This is a genomic window from Pseudomonas ulcerans (assembly GCF_036324125.1).
GTDB lineage: Bacteria > Pseudomonadota > Gammaproteobacteria > Pseudomonadales > Pseudomonadaceae > Aquipseudomonas > Aquipseudomonas ulcerans.
The window spans coordinates 166,857-190,956 of record NZ_JAZDQN010000006.1 but is presented as its reverse complement, the minus strand read 5'-3'; the positions used below and the strand labels follow the sequence as shown (position 1 = coordinate 190,956).

General features: G+C 63.1%; 20 protein-coding genes and 1 tRNA gene. 15 read left to right on the top strand and 6 right to left on the bottom strand.

From position 1 onward, the window contains the following. Positions 1–54 precede the first annotated feature (54 nt). The 7 genes from apaG (at position 55) to V0R59_RS08205 (ending at position 8,096) form a co-directional block, all read left to right on the top strand. Positions 55–435 carry a Co2+/Mg2+ efflux protein ApaG gene (gene apaG / locus V0R59_RS08235; RefSeq protein ID WP_330074374.1) on the top strand — a complete coding sequence of 127 codons (381 nt, stop codon included), beginning with the start codon at positions 55–57 and terminating at the stop codon, positions 433–435. After that, positions 435–1,280: a symmetrical bis(5'-nucleosyl)-tetraphosphatase gene (locus V0R59_RS08230; protein ID WP_330074373.1), complete on the top strand. Its 846-nt coding sequence runs from the start codon at positions 435–437 to the stop codon at positions 1,278–1,280. The genes apaG and V0R59_RS08230 overlap by 1 nt, the downstream gene beginning before the upstream one ends. A 32-nt stretch (positions 1,281–1,312) precedes the next feature. After that, positions 1,313–1,642, top strand: a complete 330-nt coding sequence (gene glpE, locus V0R59_RS08225; RefSeq protein ID WP_330074372.1) for a thiosulfate sulfurtransferase GlpE — start codon at positions 1,313–1,315, stop codon at positions 1,640–1,642. A 282-nt stretch (positions 1,643–1,924) separates the two neighbouring features. Beyond that, positions 1,925–3,847: a PrkA family serine protein kinase gene (locus V0R59_RS08220; RefSeq protein ID WP_042123918.1), complete on the top strand. Its 1,923-nt coding sequence runs from the start codon at positions 1,925–1,927 to the stop codon at positions 3,845–3,847. A gap of 128 nt (positions 3,848–3,975) precedes the next feature. Continuing rightward, complete coding sequence (locus V0R59_RS08215) at positions 3,976–5,247, top strand: YeaH/YhbH family protein (RefSeq protein WP_330074371.1); 1,272 nt, start codon at positions 3,976–3,978, stop codon at positions 5,245–5,247. Then, positions 5,244–6,806, top strand: a complete 1,563-nt coding sequence (locus V0R59_RS08210; RefSeq protein ID WP_330074370.1) for a SpoVR family protein — start codon at positions 5,244–5,246, stop codon at positions 6,804–6,806. The genes V0R59_RS08215 and V0R59_RS08210 overlap by 4 nt, the downstream gene beginning before the upstream one ends. Positions 6,807–6,866: 60 nt before the next feature. Then, a complete protein-coding gene (locus tag V0R59_RS08205) occupies positions 6,867–8,096 on the top strand; it encodes a multifunctional CCA addition/repair protein (protein ID WP_330074369.1) in 1,230 nt (409 codons plus the stop codon). Positions 8,097–8,134: 38 nt separating this feature from the next. Here the strand turns inward: V0R59_RS08205 and V0R59_RS08200 are convergent, their stop codons facing one another. From V0R59_RS08200 to folB, 5 genes are all read right to left on the bottom strand, one after another. Next, positions 8,135–10,558: a TonB-dependent siderophore receptor gene (locus V0R59_RS08200; protein WP_330074368.1), complete on the bottom strand. Its 2,424-nt coding sequence runs from the start codon at positions 10,556–10,558 to the stop codon at positions 8,135–8,137. An 87-nt stretch (positions 10,559–10,645) separates the two neighbouring features. Then, positions 10,646–11,611 carry a FecR domain-containing protein gene (locus V0R59_RS08195; protein ID WP_330074367.1) on the bottom strand — a complete coding sequence of 322 codons (966 nt, stop codon included), beginning with the start codon at positions 11,609–11,611 and terminating at the stop codon, positions 10,646–10,648. Next, positions 11,608–12,129, bottom strand: coding sequence for a sigma-70 family RNA polymerase sigma factor (locus V0R59_RS08190; protein WP_330074366.1), 522 nt, complete (start codon positions 12,127–12,129; stop codon positions 11,608–11,610). Before V0R59_RS08190 ends, V0R59_RS08195 begins: the two co-directional genes overlap by 4 nt. 85 nt (positions 12,130–12,214) lie before the next feature. Further along, the gene (gene folK, locus V0R59_RS08185; RefSeq protein WP_330074365.1) at positions 12,215–12,730 is read right to left on the bottom strand and encodes a 2-amino-4-hydroxy-6-hydroxymethyldihydropteridine diphosphokinase; all 516 of its coding nucleotides are present in this window, start codon (positions 12,728–12,730) and stop codon (positions 12,215–12,217) included. Beyond that, positions 12,721–13,077, bottom strand: a complete 357-nt coding sequence (gene folB, locus V0R59_RS08180) for a dihydroneopterin aldolase (RefSeq protein ID WP_330074364.1) — start codon at positions 13,075–13,077, stop codon at positions 12,721–12,723. The genes folK and folB overlap by 10 nt, the downstream gene beginning before the upstream one ends. Positions 13,078–13,152: 75 nt before the next feature. Between folB and plsY the strand changes: the two genes are divergently transcribed. Next, positions 13,153–13,722: a glycerol-3-phosphate 1-O-acyltransferase PlsY gene (plsY, locus tag V0R59_RS08175; RefSeq protein ID WP_330074363.1), complete on the top strand. Its 570-nt coding sequence runs from the start codon at positions 13,153–13,155 to the stop codon at positions 13,720–13,722. Between the two features lie 4 nt (positions 13,723–13,726). Here the strand turns inward: plsY and tsaD are convergent, their stop codons facing one another. Further along, positions 13,727–14,752, bottom strand: coding sequence for a tRNA (adenosine(37)-N6)-threonylcarbamoyltransferase complex transferase subunit TsaD (gene tsaD / locus V0R59_RS08170; protein ID WP_330074362.1), 1,026 nt, complete (start codon positions 14,750–14,752; stop codon positions 13,727–13,729). A gap of 201 nt (positions 14,753–14,953) precedes the next feature. Here tsaD and rpsU point away from each other — a divergent pair, with 201 nt between their 5' ends. From rpsU to V0R59_RS08135, 7 genes are all read left to right on the top strand, one after another. Then, a complete protein-coding gene (gene rpsU, locus V0R59_RS08165) occupies positions 14,954–15,169 on the top strand; it encodes a 30S ribosomal protein S21 (protein WP_002551877.1) in 216 nt (71 codons plus the stop codon). Positions 15,170–15,491: 322 nt separating this feature from the next. Beyond that, entirely contained in the window at positions 15,492–17,477 is a 1,986-nt protein-coding gene (gene dnaG, locus V0R59_RS08160; protein ID WP_330074361.1) for a DNA primase, read from the top strand. Positions 17,478–17,544: 67 nt separating this feature from the next. Then, complete coding sequence (gene rpoD, locus V0R59_RS08155) at positions 17,545–19,395, top strand: RNA polymerase sigma factor RpoD (RefSeq protein ID WP_330074360.1); 1,851 nt, start codon at positions 17,545–17,547, stop codon at positions 19,393–19,395. A 126-nt stretch (positions 19,396–19,521) separates the two neighbouring features. After that, entirely contained in the window at positions 19,522–23,265 is a 3,744-nt protein-coding gene (locus V0R59_RS08150) for a bifunctional diguanylate cyclase/phosphodiesterase (protein ID WP_330074359.1), read from the top strand. A gap of 13 nt (positions 23,266–23,278) precedes the next feature. Beyond that, a tRNA-Ile gene (locus tag V0R59_RS08145) sits at positions 23,279–23,355 on the top strand. Between the two features lie 137 nt (positions 23,356–23,492). Continuing rightward, positions 23,493–23,747, top strand: a complete 255-nt coding sequence (locus V0R59_RS08140; RefSeq protein WP_330074358.1) for a type II toxin-antitoxin system RelE family toxin — start codon at positions 23,493–23,495, stop codon at positions 23,745–23,747. Beyond that, entirely contained in the window at positions 23,731–24,057 is a 327-nt protein-coding gene (locus tag V0R59_RS08135) for a helix-turn-helix transcriptional regulator (protein WP_330074357.1), read from the top strand. Before V0R59_RS08140 ends, V0R59_RS08135 begins: the two co-directional genes overlap by 17 nt. Positions 24,058–24,100 lie beyond the last annotated feature (43 nt).

The following is a 24,100-nucleotide window of genomic DNA, read 5'->3' as shown; positions in this document are numbered from 1 at the left end:
TGGCCTAGACTGACCCTCAAATCGCAGCATCCGTTCGTCTCGAAGGCTTTTCGCATGTCCGATCCCCTGTACCAGGTCGACGTCAGCGTCGTCACCCGCTTCCTTCCGGAGCAGTCGCAACCCGAAAACGACCGCTACGCCTTTGCCTACACCATCACCGTCAGCAACAACGGCAGCCTCGCGGCCAAGCTGATGTCGCGCCATTGGGTGATCACCCACGGCAACGGCAAGGTGGAAGAGGTGCGCGGCGATGGCGTCGTCGGTGAACAACCGCTCATAGCTCCCGGCCAAAGCCATACCTACAGCAGTGGTGCGGTGCTCTCGTGCAAGGTCGGCACCATGGAGGGCAGCTACCAGATGTTCGCCCAGGACGGAACGCGCTTCGAAGCCGATATCGCACCGTTCCGCCTCGCCGTGCCGGGGGCTCTGCACTGATGGCGACCTATGCCGTCGGCGACCTGCAAGGCTGCCTCGATCCACTCAAGTGCCTGCTTGATCGAGTCAAGTTCGATCCGGCCGTCGATCGCCTGTGGCTGGTCGGCGACCTGGTCAACCGTGGCCCTCAGTCCCTGGAAACCCTGCGCTACCTCTACGCCATGCGCGACTCGCTGGTCTGCGTGCTGGGCAACCATGACCTGCACCTGCTGGCGGTGTGGCACAACATCGAGCGCCTGAAGAAGAGCGACACCCTGCGCGAAATCGTCGAGGCGCCGGATGCACCCGTGCTCATGGACTGGCTGCGCCGGCAGAAGCTCCTGCATTTCGACGAAGCCCGCGGCGCCGTGCTGGTCCATGCCGGCATCCCGCCGCAATGGACCCTGGGCAAGGCCCTCGGGCTTGCTGCGGAAGTCGAGGAAGTGCTGCGCGACGACCTGCGTCTCAAGCAATACCTGGACGGCATGTACGGCAACGAGCCGAGCAAGTGGAACAAGGACCTGACCGGCGTCGAGCGCCTGCGGGTCATCACCAACTACTTCACCCGCATGCGCTTCTGCACCGCTGAAGGCAAGCTCGACCTCAAGGGCAAGGAAGGTGCCGACACCGCACCGCCCGGCTACAAGCCCTGGTTCGCGCACAAGGAGCGTCGCTCGCGGCATGTGAAGATCATCTTCGGTCATTGGGCAGCCCTCGAAGGGCGCTGCAACGCGCCCAATGTCTTCGCGCTCGACACCGGTTGCGTCTGGGGTGGCGCCATGACCCTGATGAACGTCGACAGCGGTGAACTGCATCGCTGCGATTGCGCCGACAAGGATGCCCCGTCGCCAGCAGCAAAGGGCTAGAATGCCCCGTCATTGTTGAAGGAACCGCCCCCATGAGCGAATTCAAGCGCATCCCTCCCGAGCAGGCACAAACCCTGCGCGAACAAGGTGCGGTCGTGGTCGACATTCGCGACCCGCAAGCCTATGCCAACGGCCACATCACCGGCTCCAGCCATCTGGACAACCACACGGTGGCCGACTTCATCCGCAACGCCGACCTCGACGCCCCTACCGTGGTGGTCTGCTATCACGGCAACTCCAGCCAGAGCGCCGCAGCCTACCTGGTCAGCCAGGGCTTCTCGGACGTCTACAGCCTCGACGGCGGCTTCGAGTTGTGGCGCGGCACCTTCCCCGCGGAAACCAGCCAGGGAACCGTAGAATAATTTTTTCCCTCCCCTGCAGCCCGCGTCCCACGCGGGCTCGCGCCTGACCAGACGAACGGTCATGGCGAACTAATCAGCCATCCGCCCTTGACCTCCCGGATTACCAACTATCCTTAAGCCCAGGCCATCCAAAAAAGGGGAGAGCCGGTACACCGGCGTGCGGGTCATCGGTAGCGATTTCTAGGTGTTCTGGGGGGTATACAGCAATCGTCCATCCCGATTGCATGCCAGCATCAGCTGAATGATCCGGCGTCGGCTCCACGTATCGAGCGAGGTGACGTCATGAGTATTTTTAGCCACTTCCAACAACGCTTCGAGTCCACCCGCCAGGAGGAGCTCTCGCTACAGGAGTACCTGGAGCTCTGCAAGAACGACCGCAGCGCCTACGCTTCGGCCTCCGAGCGCCTGCTCATGGCCATCGGCGAGCCGGAACTGGTGGACACCTCGAACAACTCCAGGCTGTCGCGGATCTTCTCCAACAAGGTGATCCGGCGCTATCCAGCCTTCGAGGACTTCCACGGCATGGAGGAGTGCATCGACCAGATCGTCTCCTACTTCCGTCATGCGGCCCAGGGCCTGGAAGAGAAGAAACAGATCCTCTATCTGCTCGGCCCGGTGGGTGGCGGCAAGTCGTCCCTGGCGGAAAAGCTGAAGCAGCTGATGGAGAAGGTGCCCTTCTACGCGATCAAGGGCTCACCCGTGTTCGAATCGCCCCTAGGGCTGTTCAACGCTGCCGAGGACGGTGCGATTCTCGAAGAGGACTTCGGCATCCCGCGGCGCTACCTGAACACCATCATGTCGCCCTGGGCGACCAAGCGCCTGGCCGAGTTTGGCGGTGATATCAGCCAGTTCAAGGTGGTCAAGCTCTATCCTTCGATCCTCAACCAGATCGCCGTGGCCAAGACCGAGCCGGGCGACGAGAACAACCAGGACATCTCGGCCCTCGTGGGCAAGGTGGATATCCGCAAGCTGGAAGAATTCCCGCAGAACGACGCCGATGCCTACAGCTACTCGGGCGCACTGTGCCGGGCCAACCAGGGCCTGATGGAATTCGTCGAGATGTTCAAGGCGCCGATCAAGGTCCTGCACCCGCTGCTCACCGCCACCCAGGAAGGCAACTACAACAGTACCGAAGGCCTGGGCGCGATCCCCTACTCCGGCATCCTGCTGGCCCACTCCAACGAATCGGAATGGCACAGCTTCCGCAACAACAAGAACAACGAGGCCTTCATCGACCGGATCTACATCGTCAAGGTCCCGTACTGCCTGCGGGTCAGCGACGAGATCAAGATCTACGACAAGTTGCTGTTCAACAGCTCGCTGGCCAAGGCCCATTGCGCACCCGACACCCTGAAGATGCTGGCCCAGTTCACCGTGCTCTCGCGCCTGAAGGAGCCGGAGAACTCCAACATCTACTCGAAGATGCGCGTGTACGACGGCGAAAACCTCAAGGACACCGATCCGAAGGCCAAGTCGATCCAGGAATACCGCGATGCCGCCGGCGTCGACGAGGGCATGAACGGCCTGTCGACCCGCTTCGCCTTCAAGATCCTGTCCAAGGTATTCAACTTCGACCCGCATGAAGTCGCTGCCAACCCGGTGCACCTGCTTTACGTGCTGGAGCAGCAGATCGAACAGGAACAGTTCCCGGCCGAGGTACGCGAACGCTACCTGCGCTACCTGAAGGAGTACCTGGCCCCGCGCTACATCGAGTTCATCGGCAAGGAAATCCAGACCGCCTACCTGGAGTCCTACAGCGAGTACGGCCAGAACATCTTCGACCGCTACGTGCTGTACGCGGACTTCTGGATCCAGGACCAGGAATACCGCGATCCGGAAACCGGCGAGATCCTCAACCGCATTGCCCTCAACGAAGAGCTGGAGAAGATCGAGAAACCTGCCGGCATCAGCAATCCGAAGGACTTCCGCAACGAGATCGTCAACTTCGTCCTGCGTGCCCGGGCCAACAACAACGGCAAGAACCCGACCTGGCTCAGCTACGAGAAGTTGCGGGTGGTCATCGAGAAGAAAATGTTCTCCAACACCGAGGACCTGTTGCCGGTCATCAGCTTCAACGCCAAGGCGAGCAAGGAGGATCAACAGAAACACAACGACTTCGTCACGCGCATGGTGGAACGCGGCTACACGGACAAGCAGGTTCGCCTGCTCTCCGAGTGGTACCTGCGGGTCAGAAAGTCCCAGTAATAGCTGCTGCCTGAACGTCGCGAGCCGCACGCGGGTGCCCCGGCACCCCGCGCCGCTCACGACGGCCGAGCGTTTCTTGCAGCTTGTAGCTTGAAGCTTGCAGCTGTACCCCAGCTACCGGAGGGCCCATGAGCTACGTCATCGACCGACGCCTGAACGGCAAGAACAAGAGCACGGTCAATCGCCAGCGCTTCCTGCGGCGTTACCGTGACCACATCAAGAAAGCCGTCGAGGAAGCCGTAAGCCGTCGCTCCATCACCGACATGGAGCATGGCGAGCAGATCAGCATCCCCGGCCGCGATATCGACGAACCCGTGCTGCACCACGGCCGCGGCGGCAAGCAGACCGTCGTCCACCCGGGCAACAAGGAATTCACCGCCGGCGAGCACATCCCACGCCCCCAGGGCGGCGGAGGTGGTGGCGGCCGCGGCAAGGCGGGCAATTCCGGCGAAGGCATGGACGAGTTCGTCTTCCAGATCACCCAGGAAGAATTCCTCGAATTCATGTTCGAGGACCTCGAACTGCCCAACCTGGTCAAGCGTCACCTGACCGGCACAGACACCTTCAAGACAGTACGCGCCGGGATCAGCAACGAAGGCAACCCGTCGCGGATCAACATCATCCGTACCCTGCGCTCCGCCCACGCCCGACGCATAGCCCTCTCCGGCAGCAGTCGCGCCAAGCTGCGCGAAGCCAAGGAAGAGCTGGCACGCCTGAAGCGGGAAGAACCAGACAATTTCGGCGATATCCAGGAAATCGAGGCGGAAATCGAGCGTTTGAGTGCACGTATTCACCGCATCCCCTTCCTCGACACCTTCGACCTCAAGTACAACCTGCTGGTCAAGCACCCCAACCCCAGTTCCAAGGCGGTGATGTTCTGCCTGATGGACGTGTCCGGCTCCATGACCCAGGCCACCAAGGACATCGCCAAGCGCTTCTTCATCCTTCTGTACCTGTTCCTCAAGCGTAACTACGACCGCATCGAGGTGGTGTTCATCCGCCACCACACCAGCGCCCGCGAGGTCGACGAGGAAGAGTTCTTCTACTCCCGCGAGACCGGCGGCACCATCGTCTCCAGCGCCCTGAAACTGATGCAGGAAATCATGGCCGAGCGCTACCCGGCGAATGAATGGAACATCTACGCCGCGCAGGCCTCGGACGGCGACAACTGGAACGACGACTCACCGATCTGCCGGGAGATCCTCAGCAAGCAGATCATGCCGTTCGTCCAGTACTACACTTACGTCGAGATCACCCCCCGCGAACACCAGGCACTGTGGTTCGAATACGAGCGTATCGGCGAATCCTTCCCCGACACGTTCGCCCAGCAACAGCTGGTGTCGGCCGGCGATATCTACCCGGTCTTCCGTGAACTCTTCCAGCGCAGGTTAGTGACATGACCGCCAGAGAGAAGCGCCAACCCCTTTCCACCGGTTCCGAGTGGACGTTCGAGCTCATCCAGGCCTATGACCGCGAGATCAGCCGCCTGGCCGAGCGCTACGCCCTGGACACCTACCCCAACCAGATCGAAGTGATCACCGCCGAACAGATGATGGACGCCTACGCGTCGGTGGGCATGCCGCTGGGCTATCACCACTGGTCCTACGGCAAGCACTTCCTCAGTACCGAGAAGTCCTACAGCCGCGGCCAGATGGGCCTGGCCTACGAGATCGTGATCAACTCCGACCCCTGCATCGCCTACCTGATGGAGGAAAACACCATCTGCATGCAGGCGCTGGTGGTGGCTCACGCGTGCTACGGGCACAACAGCTTCTTCAAGGGCAACTACCTGTTCCGCACCTGGACCGACGCCAGCTCGATCATCGACTACCTGGTGTTCGCCAAGCAGTACATCATGCAGTGCGAGGAACGCCATGGCATCGACGCGGTGGAGGACCTGCTCGATTCCTGCCACGCCCTGATGAACTACGGTGTCGACCGCTACAAGCGGCCCTATCCCATCTCCGCCGAAGAGGAGCGGCGGCGGCAGAAGGATCGTGAAGAGCACATGCAGAAGCAGATCAACGACCTATGGCGGACCATTCCGAAGAGCGCCGACAAGATCAGCGAGAAGGACCTGGCGCGCTTCCCTGCCGAGCCACAGGAAAACATCCTGTACTTCATCGAGAAGCACGCGCCGCTGCTGGAGCCCTGGCAGCGCGAGGTCGTGCGCATCGTGCGCAAGATCGCCCAGTACTTCTACCCACAACGCCAGACCCAGGTGATGAACGAAGGCTGGGCCACCTTCTGGCACTACACCCTGATGAACGACCTGTACGACGAAGGCCTGGTCACCGACGGTTTCATGATGGAGTTCCTCCAGTCCCACACCAGCGTGGTGTTCCAGCCCGGCTTCGACAGCCCCTACTACAACGGCATCAACCCCTACGCCCTGGGGTTCGCCATGTACACCGACATCCGCCGCATGTGCGAGAACCCCACGGAGGAAGACCGCCGCTGGTTCCCGGACATCGCTGGCAGCGACTGGCTGTCCGCGATCAAGTTCGCCATGAGCAGTTTCAAGGACGAGAGCTTCATCCTGCAGTACCTGTCGCCCAAGGTGATCCGCGACCTCAAGCTGTTCAGCATCCTCGATGACGACCAGCGCGACGACCTGCTGGTCCCGGCCATCCACGACGAAAGCGGCTACCGCACCATCCGCGAGACCCTCGCGGCGCAATACAACCTTGGCAACCGCGAGCCCAACGTGCAGATCTGGAGCATCGACCGCCGCGGCGACCGTTCCCTGACCCTCCGTCACCAGCAGCACGACCGCAAGCCGCTGGGCGACTCCACCGAGGAAGTGCTCAAGCACCTGCATCGCCTGTGGGGCTTCGATATTCACCTGGAAACCCTGCAGGGCGAGCAGGTAATGAAGACCCATCACGTGCCCCCAAGGGGCGAGCACGGCGACGGGGGCGACCACGGTCGTCTCGACCTCGCCGTCGTTCACCTCTGATACCAGCCGCCTCCGTGATGTCACACAGGTTATCCTGTAGGGCATCTACGGAGGTTTTTCATGCAGATCTACAAAGTCGGCGGCGCCGTGCGCGATCGCCTGCTCGGCAGGCCGGTCACCGATAACGACTGGGTGGTGGTCGGCGCCACCGCACAGCAGATGCAAGCCCTCGGCTATCGTCCGGTGGGCACGGATTTCCCGGTGTTCCTGCACCCGAAAAGCGGTGAGGAATACGCCCTGGCCCGTACCGAGCGCAAGAGCGGCGTCGGCTACGGTGGCTTCACCTTCCACGCCAGCCCCGATGTCACCCTCGAACAGGACCTGGTCCGCCGCGACCTGACCATCAACGCGATGGCCGAGGACGATCACGGCAACCTGACCGACCCCTACAACGGCAAGCAGGATCTGGATAACCGCCTGCTACGCCACGTATCCCCGGCGTTCGCCGAAGATCCCCTGCGTGTACTGCGCGTGGCCCGCTTCGCCGCGCGCTTTGCCGGTCTGGGCTTCAGGGTGGCCCCCGAAACCCTGGAGCTGATGCGCAAACTCAGTGACTCCGGGGAACTGCTGGCACTGACCCCGGAGCGCAGTTGGAAGGAAATTTCCCGCGCCCTGATGGAAGATCACCCTCAGATATTCATCCAAGTCCTGCGCGAGTGCGGTGCGCTGAAGCAGTTGATGCCGGAAGTGGATGCCCTGTTCGGCGTGCCACAGCCTCCGGCCCATCACCCGGAAATCGATACCGGTGCCCACACCCTGGCGGTGCTGGAACAGGCCGCCCGCCACGCTCAACCGCTGGCCGTGCGCTGGGCCTGCCTGCTCCACGACCTGGGCAAGGGCACCACGCCGGAGGCAGAGTGGCCTCGCCACATCGCCCATGAACACCGCGGACTGAAGCTGATCGAAGCGGTCAACCAGCGCTTCAAGGCGCCGCGCGAATGTCAGGAACTGGCACTGCTGGTGGGCGAATACCATACCCACGGACATCGGGCGCTGGAATTGAAGCCTTCGACCTTGCTGGAGTTGCTGCAGCGCTTCGACGTCTACCGCCGGCCGCAGCGTTTCGAAGAGTTCGTGGTTGCCTGCGAGATGGACGCCCGCGGTCGGCTCGGTCTGGAAGACCGAGCTTATCCACAGGCCGACTACCTGCGCGGGGCTGCCGAGGCTGCGCGCCGGGTCGCGGTGAAGCCGCTGGTGGAACAGGGCTACACCGGCCAGGCGCTTGGAGAAGCGCTGAAGAAGGCCAGGCTGAATGCCCTGAAGGCCTACAAGGAAAGTGCTCCCCGCTAGATGCCGGGGATGAGGCTGCAAGCAGCATCACCCCCTGTTCAGAACCGGTACTCCACCGAAGTCATCACATTGCGCGGCTCGCCATACACCCCCCAGGTGTCGGAATAGGCGTAGTACTTCTTGTCCAGCGCGTTGTTCAGGTTGACCTTGAGGCTGAGGTCCTCGCTGACCTCGTAGCGCGCCATCAGGTTGACCAGCGCGTAGCTGCCCTGGGTGAACGCATGCAGGTCCTGGCCATACTTGCTCTGCCAGTTCACCCCACCCCCGACCGTGACCTTGTCCAGCACGCCCGGCAGGCGATAGGTGGTGAAGGTCTTGACGCTGTGCCGCGGGATGTTGGTGACGATGCGCTCATCCTCATCACTGGTGCTGACGCTGTAGGCGTACCCGGCCATCAACTGCCAGCCCTCGGCCAGCTGGCCATCCAAGGCCAGTTCCACACCCTTGGTGGTGGTGCCCTTCTCGGTGCGATAGATGTCCGGATCGGCGATCCATACCCCCAGGTTGTCCTGCTCGATACGGAACAGCGCCAGGCTGGCATTGAGCTTGTCGTCGTTGAAGCTGCCCTTGACCCCCACCTCGTAGCCGACGCCTTCCTGCGGTTCCAGGGGTTTGCCGTTGATGTCCTTCATGCCGTAGGACTGCGGGTTGAAGATCTTGGTGTAGCTGCCGTAGACCGACCAGGTGTCGTCCAGGTCGTACACCAGGCCGGTGTAGGGCAGGAAGATGCCGTGGCGATTCTCACTGCTGTAGGTCGCCGCGCCATCGTACGGCTGGTTCTCGCTTTCCCGCTTCCAGTCCGTGACCCGGCCACCGAGCATGAGGTGCAGGTCGTCGCGCAGGTTGAAGCGCGAGCTCAGGTACAGCGCGTACTGGTTCTCGGTGATGTAGTTCTTGCCCACCGGCGCGAAGGACGGCTTCGGCCCGCTGCCGTCCCAGTCGAGGAAGTTGCCGATGGTCCCGTCATAGCCGGTCCAGGGGCCTTGCCATCCCCCTCGGTCCGGGGTGTTTTCCGTGTAGCGCGACAGGGTGGTGCCGACGATCAGCTCATGCTCGCGACCGAACAGGCTGAATGGCCCAGTGAAATAGGCATCCAGGTTGTTCTGCCGCGGCGTGCCGCTCCAGCGGTTTGGGTACATGTAGCTGCCGGCGCCGGTCTGCTGGTCGATGCCGCCATTGAGGAAGGTGGTCACCTGGTCGAAGCTGTTCTGCGTGTGGCTCAGTTCGACCTTGCCGCTCCAGCCATTGGCAAAGCGATGCTCCAGCGAGGTAAAGACGTTGGTCACCTTGCGGTCGTAATAGGCCCACTCGGCAGCGCTGTTGGTGGAGCGTGGCAGGTCGGTCTTCACGCCGTTGGTGAAGTACACGGGAAAGCCGACACGCAGGGGCGAATTGGTATGGGAGTTGGCGTAGCTGAAACCTGCCGTCAGCAGCGTCGCATCCGACAGGTCGAATTCACTGATGCCGTAGACCAGTTGCGAATCGGACGACATGCGATCGACCCAGGAGCCCTGGTCCTTGATATCCACCACCAGACGGCCACGGATGGAGCCCGACTCGTTCAACGGACCGGAGGCGTCGAAACCGGTGCCGTAGCGATCCCAGCTGCCAGCCTCGGCGCTGACGCTGAACTGCGGGTCGTAGGTGGGGCGCTTGCGGATCAGGTTGATGGTTGCGCCTGGAGTCCCCGTCCCGCTGATCAGGCCGGTGGCGCCGCGAACGATCTCGATGCGGTCGTACATCGCGGTGTACTGGGTCGAGTTGTCGATGCGCGATGACGTCGGCACGCCGTCGATCTCGAAGTTATTGATCATGAAACCGCGGGACCAGTAGGTATTGTTCTCCGCACCAACGCTGGCGTGGGACACGGTGATACCCGAGGTGGCATCCAGCACTTCATTGAGACTGGTCAGCTTCTGGTCGTCCAGACGCTGGCGGGTCATGACCGTCAGGGTCTGCGGGGTTTCCTTCGGCGTCAGGTTCAGCCGCGTCGAGCTGCTCGACGAGTAGGTGGTGTAGAGCCCGGTACCCTCGGTGATGGAGCCCGGCGCCTTGCCGGAGATCGACACTTCGCCCAGTTGCAGCGCCTCGGGCGCCACGGCCAGCATCAGCGTGTAGTTGCCGTTGGCTTCGCGGATCGGCTGCAGACCGGAGCCGGCGAGCAATTGCGCCAGGCCGCTGGCAATCTCATGCCGGCCCTTGAGCCCGGGGCTGCTCTTGCCTTCAACCAGCTGCGCCGGGTACGACAACAGGATATGAGCGCTCTTACCGAACTGGTTCAACGCTCCCGCCAGGGGGCCTGCGGCGATATCGAATTCCTGTCCCGCCTGCTCGGCCGCATTGGCCCAGCCTGGCAGTGCCACCAGCGATCCGCCCAGCGCCATGCAGGCGATGCCTTGCGCCACGGCCAATGCCAGCGCCTGTCGGGTCGCGGCCCGCCGCCCTCGTACACCCTTGTTCATGCAACGACTCCCCAAGATGAATATTGGACTTCTGGGGGTTGAGTCTCGTGAGAACGGCAAACGCACCAGGCAAGATCAAAAAAAGTTTCAGCCACGCATCGCCGACGGTTGCAGCGTGACCCAGTAGCGGGTGATGGAGCGCATTTCCACCTGCAGGGTCCGGCTGACCGCCGCCAGGACCCGGTCGGTATCGTCCAGCGGGTAAGTGCCGGAAACCCGCAGCTCGGCCAATGCCGGATCGCACCCCAGGTGGCCGGGCCGGTAACGCGACAACTCCACGAGGAAGTCCGCCAGACGCTGGCCATCGGCGACGATCATGCCCTCGGTCCAGGCCAGGTCCGCGTCCGTGCCGCGACGGCTGAAGATTTCCCGATCGGTGAAGTTCACCCGCTCGGCGACAGCCAGCATCCGCAGCGGGCCGTTACGCGGTTCGACCCGGGCCTCGCCCTGCAGCAGGGCGACCTGGGTGTAGTCCTCGCGCTGGCGCACGCTGATCCGCCCGCGCAGCGCGCTCACCCCTCCCTGGGCGGTTTCGATACGCAAACGCCGAGCCTGCGGATCCTCGCCAAGGGTGACGAGGATTTCACCGCGCAGCAGGTTGATGCGCCGGATCTCGCGGTCCGCCGCGATATCGATTGCGGTATCGGTGTTGAGCTGGATCCGGGTGCCATCCGTCAGCTCCACATTGCGTCGCTGCCCTACCCCGCTGCGGTGATCAGCCAGCAGGGGCTGGACCAGGCCGCTTTGGCGAAGGCTCCAGGCGCCGGCGCCGGCCAGCAGGAGAATCGCCAACTGCTTGGCCACGCGCCGCCGCGACAACCCTGCCGCTGTCAACGTCGCGCTGGCCAGGCTCCGCTGCTGACGCATCTCACCCATGCGCTGGCCAAGGTTCTGCGCCCGTTGCCAGGCCTGCTCATGCAGGGGATGGGCACGGCGCCAGTCATGGCAGGCCTGACGGGTATCCTCGCTGACCTGCGGCTCCAGCAGTTCCAGGTACCAGAACATCGCCTGCTCGGCGATCTCCAGGGTGATGGTTCCGGCAACGGCGCTCATGCCGGGTCCAGGCTTGGATCGAGCATGATGCAGCGTGCACCGGCCCTGGCGATGTAGCGCTTGGCGGTAGACGCCGAGACGCCCAGGCGCGCGCCAATCTCGACGTGGCTGAGGCCATCCAGCTGCGACCAGAGAAATGCCTGGCGTACCGGACGTTCCAGGCGTTCCAGCACCGCATCCAGTTCCACCAGCGTCTCCAGCAGGATCGCCTGGGTTTCCAGATCCGGCGCCAGCGCCTCGGGCAGTGCCGCCAAGGCTTCCAGGTAAGCACGCTCCAGCTTCTGCCGGCGGAAATGGTTGGACAGCACGCTCTGCGCCACCGTCGCCAGGAAGCTGCGCGGTGCATGGATTTCGAGGGGATGGTCTTTCGCCAAAAGGCGCAGGAAGGTGTCCTGGGCCAGATCGGCGGCGCTTTGCGAGCAATTCAGCCGGCGTCGCAGCCAGTTCAGCAGCCAGCGATGCTGCGTGTCATACAAAGCCGCGATATCGGTGATACCGCTCTGGGAAGGAGGGGACATGGTGACGGCACGCAGTAGGAAAAGGGGATTTGACGCGAATGATAAGCCTTATCATATGCATCGACTCCCCTCCGCCGCAAGGCAGTCAGGCGCTTGCCGGGGTCAGTTGCTGCTCGTGCCAGAGAAAGGACACCGGCGCCAGGACCTGGTCGATCTGCGCTTCGCGCCACAACTGCGCCATGCTCCGCCCCGCGCCGGGATGCATCAGTTGCGGCGCGATCAGCGCCAGCGGCCAGAGCACGAAGGCATTCTTCAGGATCTCGGCACGGGGCAGGACCAGGCCGTCGAAGTTGCCATGCAGGTCGCCGTACATCAGCACGTCGATGTCCAGCGGCAGCCCCTTGCGCTCGGGGGCATAACGACCGTTGTCGGCCTCGATGAACTTGAGCCGGCGATCCAGTTCGATCAGCGGCAGGTCAGTCAGGCCGGTCACCACCAGGTTGAAGAACGGTCCGCTCTTGATCCCCACTGCCTGGCTTTCGAATACCGGCGAACACTGCATGTCCTGAAGGAAACCGGCCAGCGCATCGAGGCCTGCGGTCAGGTGCCGCTCGCGCTCGACATTGCTGCCCAGGCCCAGGTAAACCCGTATCAGAGGCATCCGCGCTCGATCTCCACGCCGACACCACCGGTGGCCGCAGGCACCGCGCCTGGCTTGGTCAGCTTCAGTTGCAGCCAGGGGATGCCGAACTCGTCCATCAGCACCTGGGCCAGGCGCTCGGCGAAGGTTTCCACCAACTGGAACTGCGCCTGCTCGGCGAACGCCTGGATGCGCGCCGACACGCTGGCATAGTCCAGGGCGAGGGTCAGGTCGTCTCCCGCCGCCGCCGGGCGATTATCCCAGGCGAACCGCAGGTCCAGGCGCAGGCATTGTCGAATGCCGCGCTCCCAGTCGTAGGCACCGATCACGGTATCGACTTCCAGTCCCTCGATGAACACTCTGTCCAAGCACTTCTCTCCACAGCACGACAAGGGCGCCTTGCGCCGTTAGAATCTGGGGCGTCCTTGCCCGGAATAGTTAGCATGTTTTGGTTACTGGCGATCTTCGCCTACCTGCTTGGCTCTCTGTCCTTCGCCATCGTCCTCAGCCGCCTGAGCGGCAGTCCCGACCCGCGCCTGAGCGGCTCAGGCAATGCCGGCGCCACCAACATGTTGCGGCTGGCGGGGCGGAAACTGGCGATCCTGACCCTGCTCGGCGACCTGTGCAAGGGCCTTGTGCCGATCCTGCTCGCCGTGATGGCGGGTCTGGACCAGCGCGAACAAGCCTGGATCGGCCTTTGCGCGGTACTGGGCCACCTGTTTCCGCTGTATTTCCGCTTTCGCGGCGGCAAGGGCGTCGCCACTGCCGCCGGCGTGCTGCTCGGCCTGTATCCACCGGCCGCACTACTGGCCATCGGCGCCTGGCTGCTAACCTTCTACCTGACCCGCACCAGCTCGCTGGCGGCCCTGATCGCCACGCCCCTGACCCTGCCATTGCTGGCCTGGCGCGAGCCGGAAGCGCTGTTGCCGATGACCGTGCTGACCCTGCTCATCGTGTGGCGGCATCGCGGCAATCTACGCGATCTGTTCGCCGGACGGGAAAGGCATTTCTAGCCGATCAGATCGCCTGCAACGTCTCCATCGGCCAACGCGCCTGCACGCTGATCGCCAGGGTTTCCTGCTGGCCGGCGGCGAGACGCTGGCAGCCGGCATAGGCGATCATCGCGCCATTGTCGGTACAGAATTTCGGCCGGGCATAGAACACGTTGCCCTTGAGGCTGGCCGTCATTTCCTCCAGCGACGCACGCAGCGCCTTGTTGGCGCTCACGCCACCGGCGATCACCAGGCGCTTGAGCCCGGTCTGCTTGAGGGCGCGACGGCACTTGATGGTCAGAGTCTCGACCACGGCCTGCTGGAAGGCCAGCGAGATGTCGCAACGGGTTTGCTCGCTGTCGTCCCCGGCGTTGCGGCATTGCTGCCAGGTGTTGAGGGCGAAGGTCTTGAGGCCGCTGAAGCTGAACTCCAGGCCCGGGCGATCGGTCATCGGACGCGGGAAGACGAAGCGGCCGGGCACCCCTTGGACGGCCAGGCGGGCGATCTCCGGGCCGCCGGGATAGGGCAGGCCGATCAACTTGGCGGTCTTGTCGAAGGCTTCGCCGGCAGCGTCATCCAGCGACTCGCCGAGCAGTTCGTAGCGACCGATGCCATCGACCCGCACCAGCTGGGTGTGACCGCCGGATACCAGCAGGGCGACGAACGGAAACTCCGGCGGCTGCTCTTCGAGCATTGGCGCCAGCAGATGGCCTTCCATATGATGGACGCCCAGCGCCGGGATGTCCCAGGCAAAGGCCAGGGCCTGGGCGCAGGAGGCGCCGACCAGCAGCGCGCCGACCAGGCCGGGACCTGCGGTGTAGGCGATGGCATCGATGTCGGTGGCGACGCAATCGGCCTCGGCCAGCACCTGGCGGATCAGCGGCAGCATGCGCTTGACGTGGTCGCGGGACGCGAGCTCGGGCACCACGCCGCCATAGACGCGGTGCAGGTCGATCTGGCTGAACAGCGCGTCGGCCAGCAGGCCGCGCTCGCTGTCGTAGAGGGCGACGCCGGTTTCATCGCAGGATGTTTCCAATCCCAGTACTAGCATGGGTCATGGCCTTGTGGAGGCTGAATTCGAAGGCGCGCATTCTAGTCCCCGCTACCGGTGCCGACCAGCGGTTTTCGATCAGAGGCTTTGCATTCCGCCCGGGTAAGAGTTAACATCCGCAACCCTTAAAAACCGACGTACTCCAGTGCACATTCCTGCCACGAGTTCGTTGACCCCGGTAATGAATGAAGGTAGCTCTGGATGCCAGCCGTCAAAGTTAAAGAGAACGAACCCTTCGACGTAGCTCTGCGTCGTTTCAAGCGCTCCTGCGAAAAAGCCGGTGTACTGGCTGAAGTTCGTAGCCGCGAATTTTACGAGAAGCCGACTTCCGAGCGTAAGCGCAAGGCAGCTGCTGCTGTCAAGCGTCACGCCAAGAAAGTTCAGCGCGAACAGCGCCGCGCCGTTCGTCTGTACTAATACAGACGTTCGTCGCAAGCTTCTGCCTCGCCCGGCCCAAAGCCGGGCTGCCGGCAGTTGATTAAGCTGTTCACTCCAGCCACGGCACCTGCCGTATCGCCGGAGACGCCCAGACTGGTTCCCAGCGCGGGCAGCCTGCCCCAATCGTCAGAACTGGCTTTATCGCCAGCCGTGCACGTCACACTGACGGGCCCTCACGGGTTATCGACGAGCACATCTTCTTCCGTTTCTTGCGTTTGCCATTCGAACCCGTTTCGAATGCACCGTCGTTCCCGCAGCATTAGCGATAGACTTTCCATGATCGCCTGATGACGAGAGAGCCATGGCCGGGCTGATACCCCAAAGCTTCATTGACGACCTTCTCAACCGCACCGACATCGTCGATGTGGTGAGTTCTCGCGTCCAGCTGAAAAAGGCCGGCAAGAACCTCACCGCCTGCTGCCCGTTCCACAAGGAAAAGACGCCCTCGTTCAGCGTCAGCCCGGACAAGCAGTTCTACTACTGCTTCGGCTGCGGCGCTGGCGGCAACGCCCTCGGCTTCATCATGGACCACGACAACCTGGACTTCCCCCAGGCCGTCGAGGAACTGGCCAAGGCCGCGGGCATGGAAGTGCCCCGCGAGGAAGGCGGACGCGGACACAAGCCGCGCCAGCCCACCGACTCACCGCTGTACCCGCTGCTCACCGCCGCTGCCGAGTTCTATCGCCAGGCGCTGAAGAGCCATCCGACCCGCCGTGCCGCAGTGGAATACCTCAAGGGCCGCGGCCTCTCCGGCGAGATCGCCCGCGACTTTGGCCTCGGTTTCGCCCCGCCCGGCTGGGACAACCTGTTCAAGCACCTGAGCAGCGACACCCTGCAGCAGAAGGCGATGATCGACGCCGGCCTGCTGATCGAGAACGCCGAGACCGGCAAGCGCTACGACCGTTTCCGCGACCGGGTGATGTTCCCGATCCGCGACAGCCGCGGGCGAGTCATCGCCTTCGGCGGCCGGGTCCTGGGCGACGACAAGCCCAAGTACCTCAACTCCCCGGAAACCCCGGTGTTCCACAAGGGCCAGGAACTGTACGGGCTGTACGAGGCGCGCAAGTTCAACCGCAACCTCGACGAGATCATCGTGGTCGAGGGCTACATGGACGTCATCGCCCTTGCCCAGCAAGGCCTGCGCAACGCCGTGGCGACCCTGGGCACGGCGACCAGTGAGGAACACCTCAAGCGCCTGTTCCGCGTAGTGCCCAGCGTGCTGTTCTGCTTCGACGGCGACCAGGCCGGTCGCAATGCCGCCTGGCGCGCCCTGGAAGCCACGCTGTCGAGCCTGCAGGACGGGCGCAAGGCGCGCTTCCTGTTCCTGCCCGAGGGTGAGGATCCGGACACCCTGGTCCGCGCCGAGGGTACCGACGCCTTCCGGGCGCGGATCAACCAGCACGCGCAACCGCTGGCCGATTACTTCTTCCAGCAACTGACCGAGGAAGCCGACCCGCGCTCGCTGGAAGGCAAGGCGCACATGGCCACCCTCGCTGCACCGTTGATCGACAAGGTGCCGGGCGCCAACCTGCGCGCACTGATGCGCAATCGCCTGAAGGAAATCACCGGACTGGACAACCAGCAGGTCGAGCAACTGGCCCAGAGCGCGCCGCGGGAAACCCCGCCGCCGACCTACGATCCGGGCATCGACTACGACGCGATCCCGGACTACAGCCCGGACTACAGCGACTTCCACCACGCGGAGCACTTCCAACCGCAACAGCAGTGGACGCCGAACCAGGGTGGCGGGCCGCAGAAAAAGAAATGGGACGGCAAGCCGTGGGACAAGAAAGGCGGCAAGCCCTGGGATCGCAACGGCAAGCAACAGGGTCATCCGCCGCGGGTGCCGACCTCGGTCGAGCCACCGACCCTCAGCGCCCTGCGTACACTGCTGCATCACCCCGCCCTCGCCCGCAAGGTCGAGGATGCCAGTCATTTCGCCGACGAAGAGCATGTCTACGCGCAACTCCTCGTGGCACTGCTGGAGGCGCTGCAAAAGAATCCTGAGCTACGCTCACTACAGTTGATCGCACGCTGGCACGGCACGGAGCAGGGCCGCCTGCTGCGGGCGCTGGCGGAAAAGGAATGGCTGATCGATGCCGACAACCTTGAACAACAGTTTTTCGACACTATAACTAGCTTGTCCGCTCGCCAACGCGAGCGCAGCCTGGAACATCTGCTGCGCAAAGCACGTCAAAGCGAATTGAGCGCAGAGGAAAAAAATCAGCTGCGCGACCTGCTCAGTCGCAATGTTCCCGCACAAACCCCGACCTCAACTGGCGCGTGAGGTCCATGCTCGGGTATAATCCTCGGCTTGTTTTTTGCCCGCCAAGACCTTCAGTGGATAGGGTGTTATGTCCGGAAAAGCGCAACAGCAGTCTCGCATCAAAGAGTTGATCACCCGCGGTCGTGAGCAGGGCTACCTGACTTACGCGGAGGTCAACGACCACCTGCCGGAGGATATTTCAGATCCGGAACAGGTGGAAGACATCATCCGCATGATCAACGACATGGGGATCAACGTATTCGAGAGTGCTCCGGATGCGGATGCCCTTTTGTTGGCCGAAGCCGACACCGACGAAGCCGCGGCCGAAGAAGCCGCCGCTGCGCTGGCGGCCGTGGAAACCGACATCGGTCGCACCACCGACCCGGTGCGCATGTACATGCGCGAAATGGGTACCGTCGAACTCCTGACCCGTGAAGGCGAAATCGAAATCGCCAAGCGGATCGAGGAAGGTATCCGCGAAGTGATGAGCGCCATCGCCCACTTCCCCGGTACCGTCGAATACATCCTCGGTGAATACGATCGCGTCGTCGCCGAAGGCGGCCGCCTGTCGGACGTCCTGAGCGGCTACATCGATCCGGACGACGGCATTGCCGCCCCGACCGAGATGCCTCCGCCCGTTGACGCCAAAGCGGCTCCAGCCGATGACAGCGACGACGAAGACGAGGAAAAGGACGAGAACAGCGACGACGAGGAAGAGACCGAGAGCGGTCCCGATCCGGAAGTTGCCCGCCAGCGTTTCGGCGCCGTCGCCGAGCAGCTGGAAGTCACCGTCAAGGCCCTCAAGAAGCACGGTCGCGGCAACAAGCAGAGCGTCGCCGAACTGCTGGCCCTGGCCGAGCTGTTCATGCCGATCAAGCTGGTGCCGAAGCAGTTCGAAGTCCTGGTAGAACGCGTACGCGACTCCCTGGATCGCCTGCGCGCCCAGGAACGCGCCATCATGCAGCTGTGCGTCCGTGACGCCCGCATGCCACGCGCCGACTTCCTGCGTCTGTTCCCGAGCAACGAAGTCGACCTGACCTGGAGCGGCGACCTCGCCAAGCGCAGCACCAAGTGGGCCGAGGCCCTGGGTCGCCTGGACGCCGACATCGTGCGTTGCCAGCAGAAGCTGGTCGACCTCGAAGCCGAGACCGGCCTGACCATCGCCGAGATCAAGGACATCAACCGTCGCATGTCGATCGGTGAAGCCAAGGCTCGTCGCGCCAAGAAGGAAATGGTCGAGGCCAACCTGCGTCTGGTGATCTCGATCGCCAAGAAGTACACCAACCGCGGCCTGCAATTCCTCGACCTGATCCAGGAAGGCAACATCGGCCTGATGAAGGCGGTGGACAAGTTCGAATACCGTCGCGGCTACAAGTTCTCGACCTACGCCACCTGGTGGATCCGCCAGGCGATCACCCGCTCGATCGCCGACCAGGCGCGCACCATCCGTATCCCGGTGCACATGATCGAAACGATCAACAAGCTCAACCGCATTTCTCGGCAGATGCTGCAGGAAATGGGTCGCGAACCGACCCCGGAAGAGCTGGGCGAGCGCATGGAGATGCCTGAGGACAAGATCCGCAAGGTCCTGAAGATCGCCAAAGAGCCGATCTCCATGGAAACCCCGATCGGTGACGACGAAGATTCGCATCTGGGCGACTTCATCGAGGACTCGACCATGCAGTCCCCAATCGACGTGGCTACTGTCGAAAGCCTCAAGGAAGCCACCCGTGACGTGCTCTCGGGCCTGACCGCACGCGAAGCCAAGGTGCTGCGCATGCGTTTCGGTATCGACATGAACACCGATCACACCCTCGAAGAAGTCGGCAAGCAGTTCGACGTGACCCGCGAGCGGATCCGTCAGATCGAAGCCAAGGCGCTGCGCAAGCTGCGCCACCCGACGCGAAGCGAGCACTTGCGCTCCTTCCTCGACGAGTAATGGACGAACCCCGGCAGCCGCCGGGGTTTTTCTTTTCTGGCGCAGCAAAACAGCCTGTCGCCCGCGCCGCTGACAGCAGATTGGCCGTCTACACTCGAACCTATCCATTTGTTCGACGAGGCCGCTATGCCGAGATTGCCGGCCCTTCTGCTGCCCCTCCTGCTGATCTGGAGCGGCGCGGCCGGCGCCTTGACCCTGACCGATGAAGAGCAGGCCTGGCTCGACAGCCATCCGAACCTGCGTCTCGGCGTTGACGCTTCATGGCTACCCTTCGAATACCGGGACCAGGAAGGCCGCTACCAGGGATTGGCCGCCGACTACATCGCCGTGATCCAGCAACGCCTGGGCATCACCTTCCAGCTCGGCCCGCCCGACAGCTGGACGCAGGTGCTGGAACAGGCGCGCAACCAGCAGATCGATCTGCTACCGGGGATCATGTCCACGCCGGAGCGCCAGGAATACCTGTCGTTCACCCGCCCCTACCTCGACTTTCCGATCGTCATCCTGGCCCATGAAGGCGGGCCACAACCCAACGCCATCAAGGACCTCTACGGCCTGAAAGTCGCCGTGGTGGAAAATTACGCGCCCCACGAACTCCTGCGAAGCCATTTCCCGGACCTGAACCTGGTGCCCATGCCGAACGTAAGTTCGGCGCTGCAGGCATTGGCCACCGAAAAGGTGGACGCGGTGGTCGGCGACCTCGCCTCCAGCGTCTGGTCGCTGCGCGAGCTCAAGCTGGAAGGGTTGTATGTCAGCGGTGAAACGCCCTACCGCTATCAACTGGCCATGGGCTCGCCAGAGGACAACAAGCTGCTCATTGGCATCATCGACAAGGTTCTCGCCGACATGACGCCCGAGGAAACCAGTGCCATCCAGGAGCGCTGGGTGGGCAATGTCCTCGACCATCGCAGCCTGTGGCGCGACCTGCTGATCTATGGCCTGCCCGGCATGCTGTTCCTGGTGGTGTTGCTGGGGGCGGTGATCCGCGTCAACCGCCGTCTCAGCTCGGAGATTTCCCGGCGCATCGCCCTGGAACAGGAGCTGCGCAGCAGCGAATACCACTACCGCGGCCTGGTCGAAAGCCTGTCGGCCATCGCCTGGGAGGCTGACGCCAACGACTTCACCTACAACTACGTCTCGCCCCACGCCGAGGACCTGCTCGGCTATCCGCTGAGCGACTGGCTCAAGCCCGGCTTCTGGCGCTCGATCCTGCACCCCGACGACGCGCTCTGGGCCCAGGCCTATTGCGACGCGGAAAGCGCCGCCGGGCGTGACCACAGCCTGGACTATCGGGTGATCCGTGCCGACGGCCGGACCCTGTGGATCCGCGATATCGTCAGCCTGATCGAGCACGGCCACAAGCCGGTGATGCGCGGCCTGATGATCGATATCAGCGAGGCCAAGAACACCGAACAGGCGCTGCGCCTGTCGGAAGAGAAATTTGCCTCGGTCTTCCACCAGTGCCCGGACATCCTGGTGATCGCCCGCCTCAGCGACGGCTGCCTGCTGGAAGTCAACGAAACCTTCGAGGAGCAGATCGGACTCCAGCCCTCCCAGGTGGTCGGGCGTACCGCCACCGAGCTGAATATCTGGGGCATCGAAGGCATCGGCCCGAGCCTGCTTGAGCGGCTGCAACGGGGCAGTGTGCGCAACCTGGAAATGACCTTCCGGCGCAGCAACGGCCAGTTGTTCACCGGCCTGATCTCGGCCGAATCCTTCGACCTGGAAAGCACCCCGGCACTGGTGGTGGCGGTGCGTGACATCAGCCAGCTCAAGGAAACCCAGGAGCAGCTGCAGATTTCCGAAGAGAAGTTCGCCAAGGCCTTCCACGCCTCGCCCGATGGCATGCTGCTGTCGCGCCAGAGCGACGGCCTGCTGCTGGAAGTGAACGAAGGCTTCTGCCGCCTGACCGGCTTCGATGCCAGCACCTCGCTGGATCACACCGCCATCGACCTGGGCATCTGGGTCGATCTCAACGAACGCAGGCAAATGCTCGAAGTGTTGAAGCGGGATGGCTTCGTCCGCGACTTCAGTTGCAACCTGCGTCGCGCCGACGGTCAGATCCGTCTCTGTGAGTTGTCAGCCCGACCGCTGCCGATCGGCGGCACCGACTGCATGCTGACCATCGCCCGTGACATCACCGACCGCCACCAGATGCAGGAAAAGCTGCAACTGGCCGCCACCGTCTTCGAAAACACCGCCGAAGGCGTTCTGATCACCGACACCGACCAGCGCATCAGCGCGGTCAACCGCGCCTTCAGCGAGATCACCGGCTACAGCGAAGGCGAGTCCCTGGGTCGTACACCGCGCCTGCTCGCCTCCGGCCAGCACGACAGCGCCTTCTACGCCGCGATGTGGCACCAACTGAGCGCCGAAGGCCACTGGCAGGGCGAGATCCTCAACCGGCGCAAGGACGGCGAGCTCTATCCCGCCTGGCTGACCATCAGCGCCGTGCGCAACCCGGAACTCGGCACCACACATTTCGTCGCGGTGTTCGCCGACATCTCCAGCCTCAAGCACGCCCAGGCCAAGCTCGACTACCAGGCACATCACGACCCGCTCACCGGCCTGCCCAACCGCACCCTGTTCGAGAACCGCCTGCAGGCCGCACTGAGTTGTCCACAGGCCTCCAGCCGCCAGGGCGCGGTGCTGTTCCTCGACCTGGACCGGTTCAAGCACATCAATGACAGCCTCGGCCATCCGGTCGGCGACCTGCTGCTCAAGGCCATCGCCCACCGCCTGAAGGAACAGGTGCGCGATATCGACACCGTGGCCCGCCTGGGCGGTGACGAATTCATCATCCTCCTGCCCGGCCTGCACCAGGCAAGCGATGCCGAACATATCGCACAGAAAGTCCTGGCCTGCTTCAACGCTCCGTTCCAGGCCGGCGACCACGAATTCTTCTCCAGCGCCAGCATCGGCATCAGCCTGTATCCGCAGGATGGCAGCGATGTCGCGTCTCTGATCCGCAACGCCGACGCGGCCATGTACCGGTCCAAGGCCAAGGGCCGCAACCGGGTCGAGGCCTACACCCGCGACCTCACCGCCCAGGCCAGCGAACGCATCGCCCTCGAACACGAACTGCGCCGGGCCATCGAACGCAATGAGTTGAGCCTGTGCTTCCAGCCCAAGCTGAGCCTCAAGACCCGGCAACTGGTGGGCGCCGAGGCGCTGATCCGCTGGAAGAGCCCGACCTTCGGCGAGGTGCCGCCCGAGCACTTCATCCCGCTGGCGGAAGAGAACGGCATGATCCTGCAACTGGGCGACTGGGTGCTGGAAGAGGCGTGCCGGCAGATGCAGGCGTGGAAACGCCAGTACCAATCCTTCGGCCCGTTGTCGGTCAACCTCGCCGGCGCACAGCTGCGCCAGCCGGGCCTGGTGCGACGCATCGAACAACTGCTCAAGACCTGGCAACTCAAGGCCGGCGACCTGCAACTGGAGATCACCGAGAACTTCATCATGAGCCAGGCCGAGGAAGGCCTGGCCATCCTGCACCAGCTCAAGCGCCTTGGCGTGCAACTGGCGATCGACGACTTCGGCACTGGCTATTCGTCCCTCAGCTATCTCAAGCGCCTGCCGCTGGACATCCTCAAGATCGACCAGTCCTTCATCCGCGGCCTGCCGGACGACGCCAACGACGCCGCCATCGCCCGCGCCATCATCGCCCTAGGCCGCAGCATGCAGCTGACCATCATCGCCGAAGGCGTGGAGACCGAAGCCCAGCAGCAATTCCTCGCCGCCGAAGGCTGCGAACAGATCCAGGGCTACATCGTCAGCCTGCCGCTGCCGGCAGACGCCTTCGCCGAGTCGTTCCTGCGCATAGTACTTTCCGATCTTTCGGATGGCACTGCCTGGAATCCCTCGATATAATCCGCGGCCACTGGGGCCTATAGCTCAGTCGGTTAGAGCAGAGGACTCATAATCCTTTGGTCCACGGTTCGAGTCCGTGTGGGCCCACCAGATACGACGAAAGCCGCGCATTTTGCGCGGCTTTTGCGTTTCTGGGCTGTCACGCCCGGACAAGTATTCGCCCTTGTCTTCTTCGCTTGCAAAAACTTATATAAGCCTTATATTTTGCTTATCATGGCGCCGCAGGCATGAATACGATCTACTGGTCACGCAGGGCAGTGAAGCAACTCAAGAAGCTCAACAAGGCCGACCAGCCCAAGATCTATGACGCCGCCCAAGCGCTAGCCCACATGCCGAATGTCCAGAACATCAAGACGCTGATCAACCATCAACATGGCTACCGGCTTCGGACGGGCAACTACCGCATCCTCTTCGACTGGGATGGCGGAGTGAAGATCGTCAACATCGAAGAGGTCAGGAAACGCGATGAACACACCTACTAACGTGCAGATCATCAATGATGCAGAAGGGCGCCCCGCCTTCGTCGTGTTGCCCTATGCCGACTACATCGCCAGCCACCCGCAAAACGACCTCGTGCCTAACGCCGTAGTCGGCTACATGGTCAAGGACGGAATGACCGCGATCGCTGCATGGCGCAAGCACCTGGACCTGACTCAAGCAGAGGTCGCCGAGCGTCTGGGTATTTCCCAGTCCGCCTACGCCCAGCAGGAGGCCGCCGAAACACCACGCAAGACCACGCGACAGAAGATCGCCGTCGCTCTCGGCATCCCGGTGCAACTACTCGATATCTAGCATAAGCCACGTGCTACAGCGGGCCCGGATAGCCTGCTGAAAA

Excerpts from the sequence above, each read along its gene's own strand:
- apaG (WP_330074374.1), top strand. The coding sequence starts at position 55 with ATGTCCGATCCCCTGTACCAGGTCGACGTCAGCGTCGTCACCCGCTTC.
- V0R59_RS08230 (WP_330074373.1), top strand. The coding sequence starts at position 435 with ATGGCGACCTATGCCGTCGGCGACCTGCAAGGCTGCCTCGATCCACTC.
- glpE (WP_330074372.1), top strand. The coding sequence starts at position 1,313 with ATGAGCGAATTCAAGCGCATCCCTCCCGAGCAGGCACAAACCCTGCGC.
- V0R59_RS08220 (WP_042123918.1), top strand. The coding sequence starts at position 1,925 with ATGAGTATTTTTAGCCACTTCCAACAACGCTTCGAGTCCACCCGCCAG.
- V0R59_RS08215 (WP_330074371.1), top strand. The coding sequence starts at position 3,976 with ATGAGCTACGTCATCGACCGACGCCTGAACGGCAAGAACAAGAGCACG.
- V0R59_RS08210 (WP_330074370.1), top strand. The coding sequence starts at position 5,244 with ATGACCGCCAGAGAGAAGCGCCAACCCCTTTCCACCGGTTCCGAGTGG.
- V0R59_RS08205 (WP_330074369.1), top strand. The coding sequence starts at position 6,867 with ATGCAGATCTACAAAGTCGGCGGCGCCGTGCGCGATCGCCTGCTCGGC.
- V0R59_RS08200 (WP_330074368.1), bottom strand. The coding sequence starts at position 10,558 with ATGAACAAGGGTGTACGAGGGCGGCGGGCCGCGACCCGACAGGCGCTG.
- V0R59_RS08195 (WP_330074367.1), bottom strand. The coding sequence starts at position 11,611 with ATGAGCGCCGTTGCCGGAACCATCACCCTGGAGATCGCCGAGCAGGCG.
- V0R59_RS08190 (WP_330074366.1), bottom strand. The coding sequence starts at position 12,129 with ATGTCCCCTCCTTCCCAGAGCGGTATCACCGATATCGCGGCTTTGTAT.
- folK (WP_330074365.1), bottom strand. The coding sequence starts at position 12,730 with ATGCCTCTGATACGGGTTTACCTGGGCCTGGGCAGCAATGTCGAGCGC.
- plsY (WP_330074363.1), top strand. The coding sequence starts at position 13,153 with ATGTTTTGGTTACTGGCGATCTTCGCCTACCTGCTTGGCTCTCTGTCC.
- tsaD (WP_330074362.1), bottom strand. The coding sequence starts at position 14,752 with ATGCTAGTACTGGGATTGGAAACATCCTGCGATGAAACCGGCGTCGCC.
- rpsU (WP_002551877.1), top strand. The coding sequence starts at position 14,954 with ATGCCAGCCGTCAAAGTTAAAGAGAACGAACCCTTCGACGTAGCTCTG.
- dnaG (WP_330074361.1), top strand. The coding sequence starts at position 15,492 with ATGGCCGGGCTGATACCCCAAAGCTTCATTGACGACCTTCTCAACCGC.
- rpoD (WP_330074360.1), top strand. The coding sequence starts at position 17,545 with ATGTCCGGAAAAGCGCAACAGCAGTCTCGCATCAAAGAGTTGATCACC.
- V0R59_RS08150 (WP_330074359.1), top strand. The coding sequence starts at position 19,522 with ATGCCGAGATTGCCGGCCCTTCTGCTGCCCCTCCTGCTGATCTGGAGC.
- V0R59_RS08140 (WP_330074358.1), top strand. The coding sequence starts at position 23,493 with ATGAATACGATCTACTGGTCACGCAGGGCAGTGAAGCAACTCAAGAAG.
- V0R59_RS08135 (WP_330074357.1), top strand. The coding sequence starts at position 23,731 with ATGAACACACCTACTAACGTGCAGATCATCAATGATGCAGAAGGGCGC.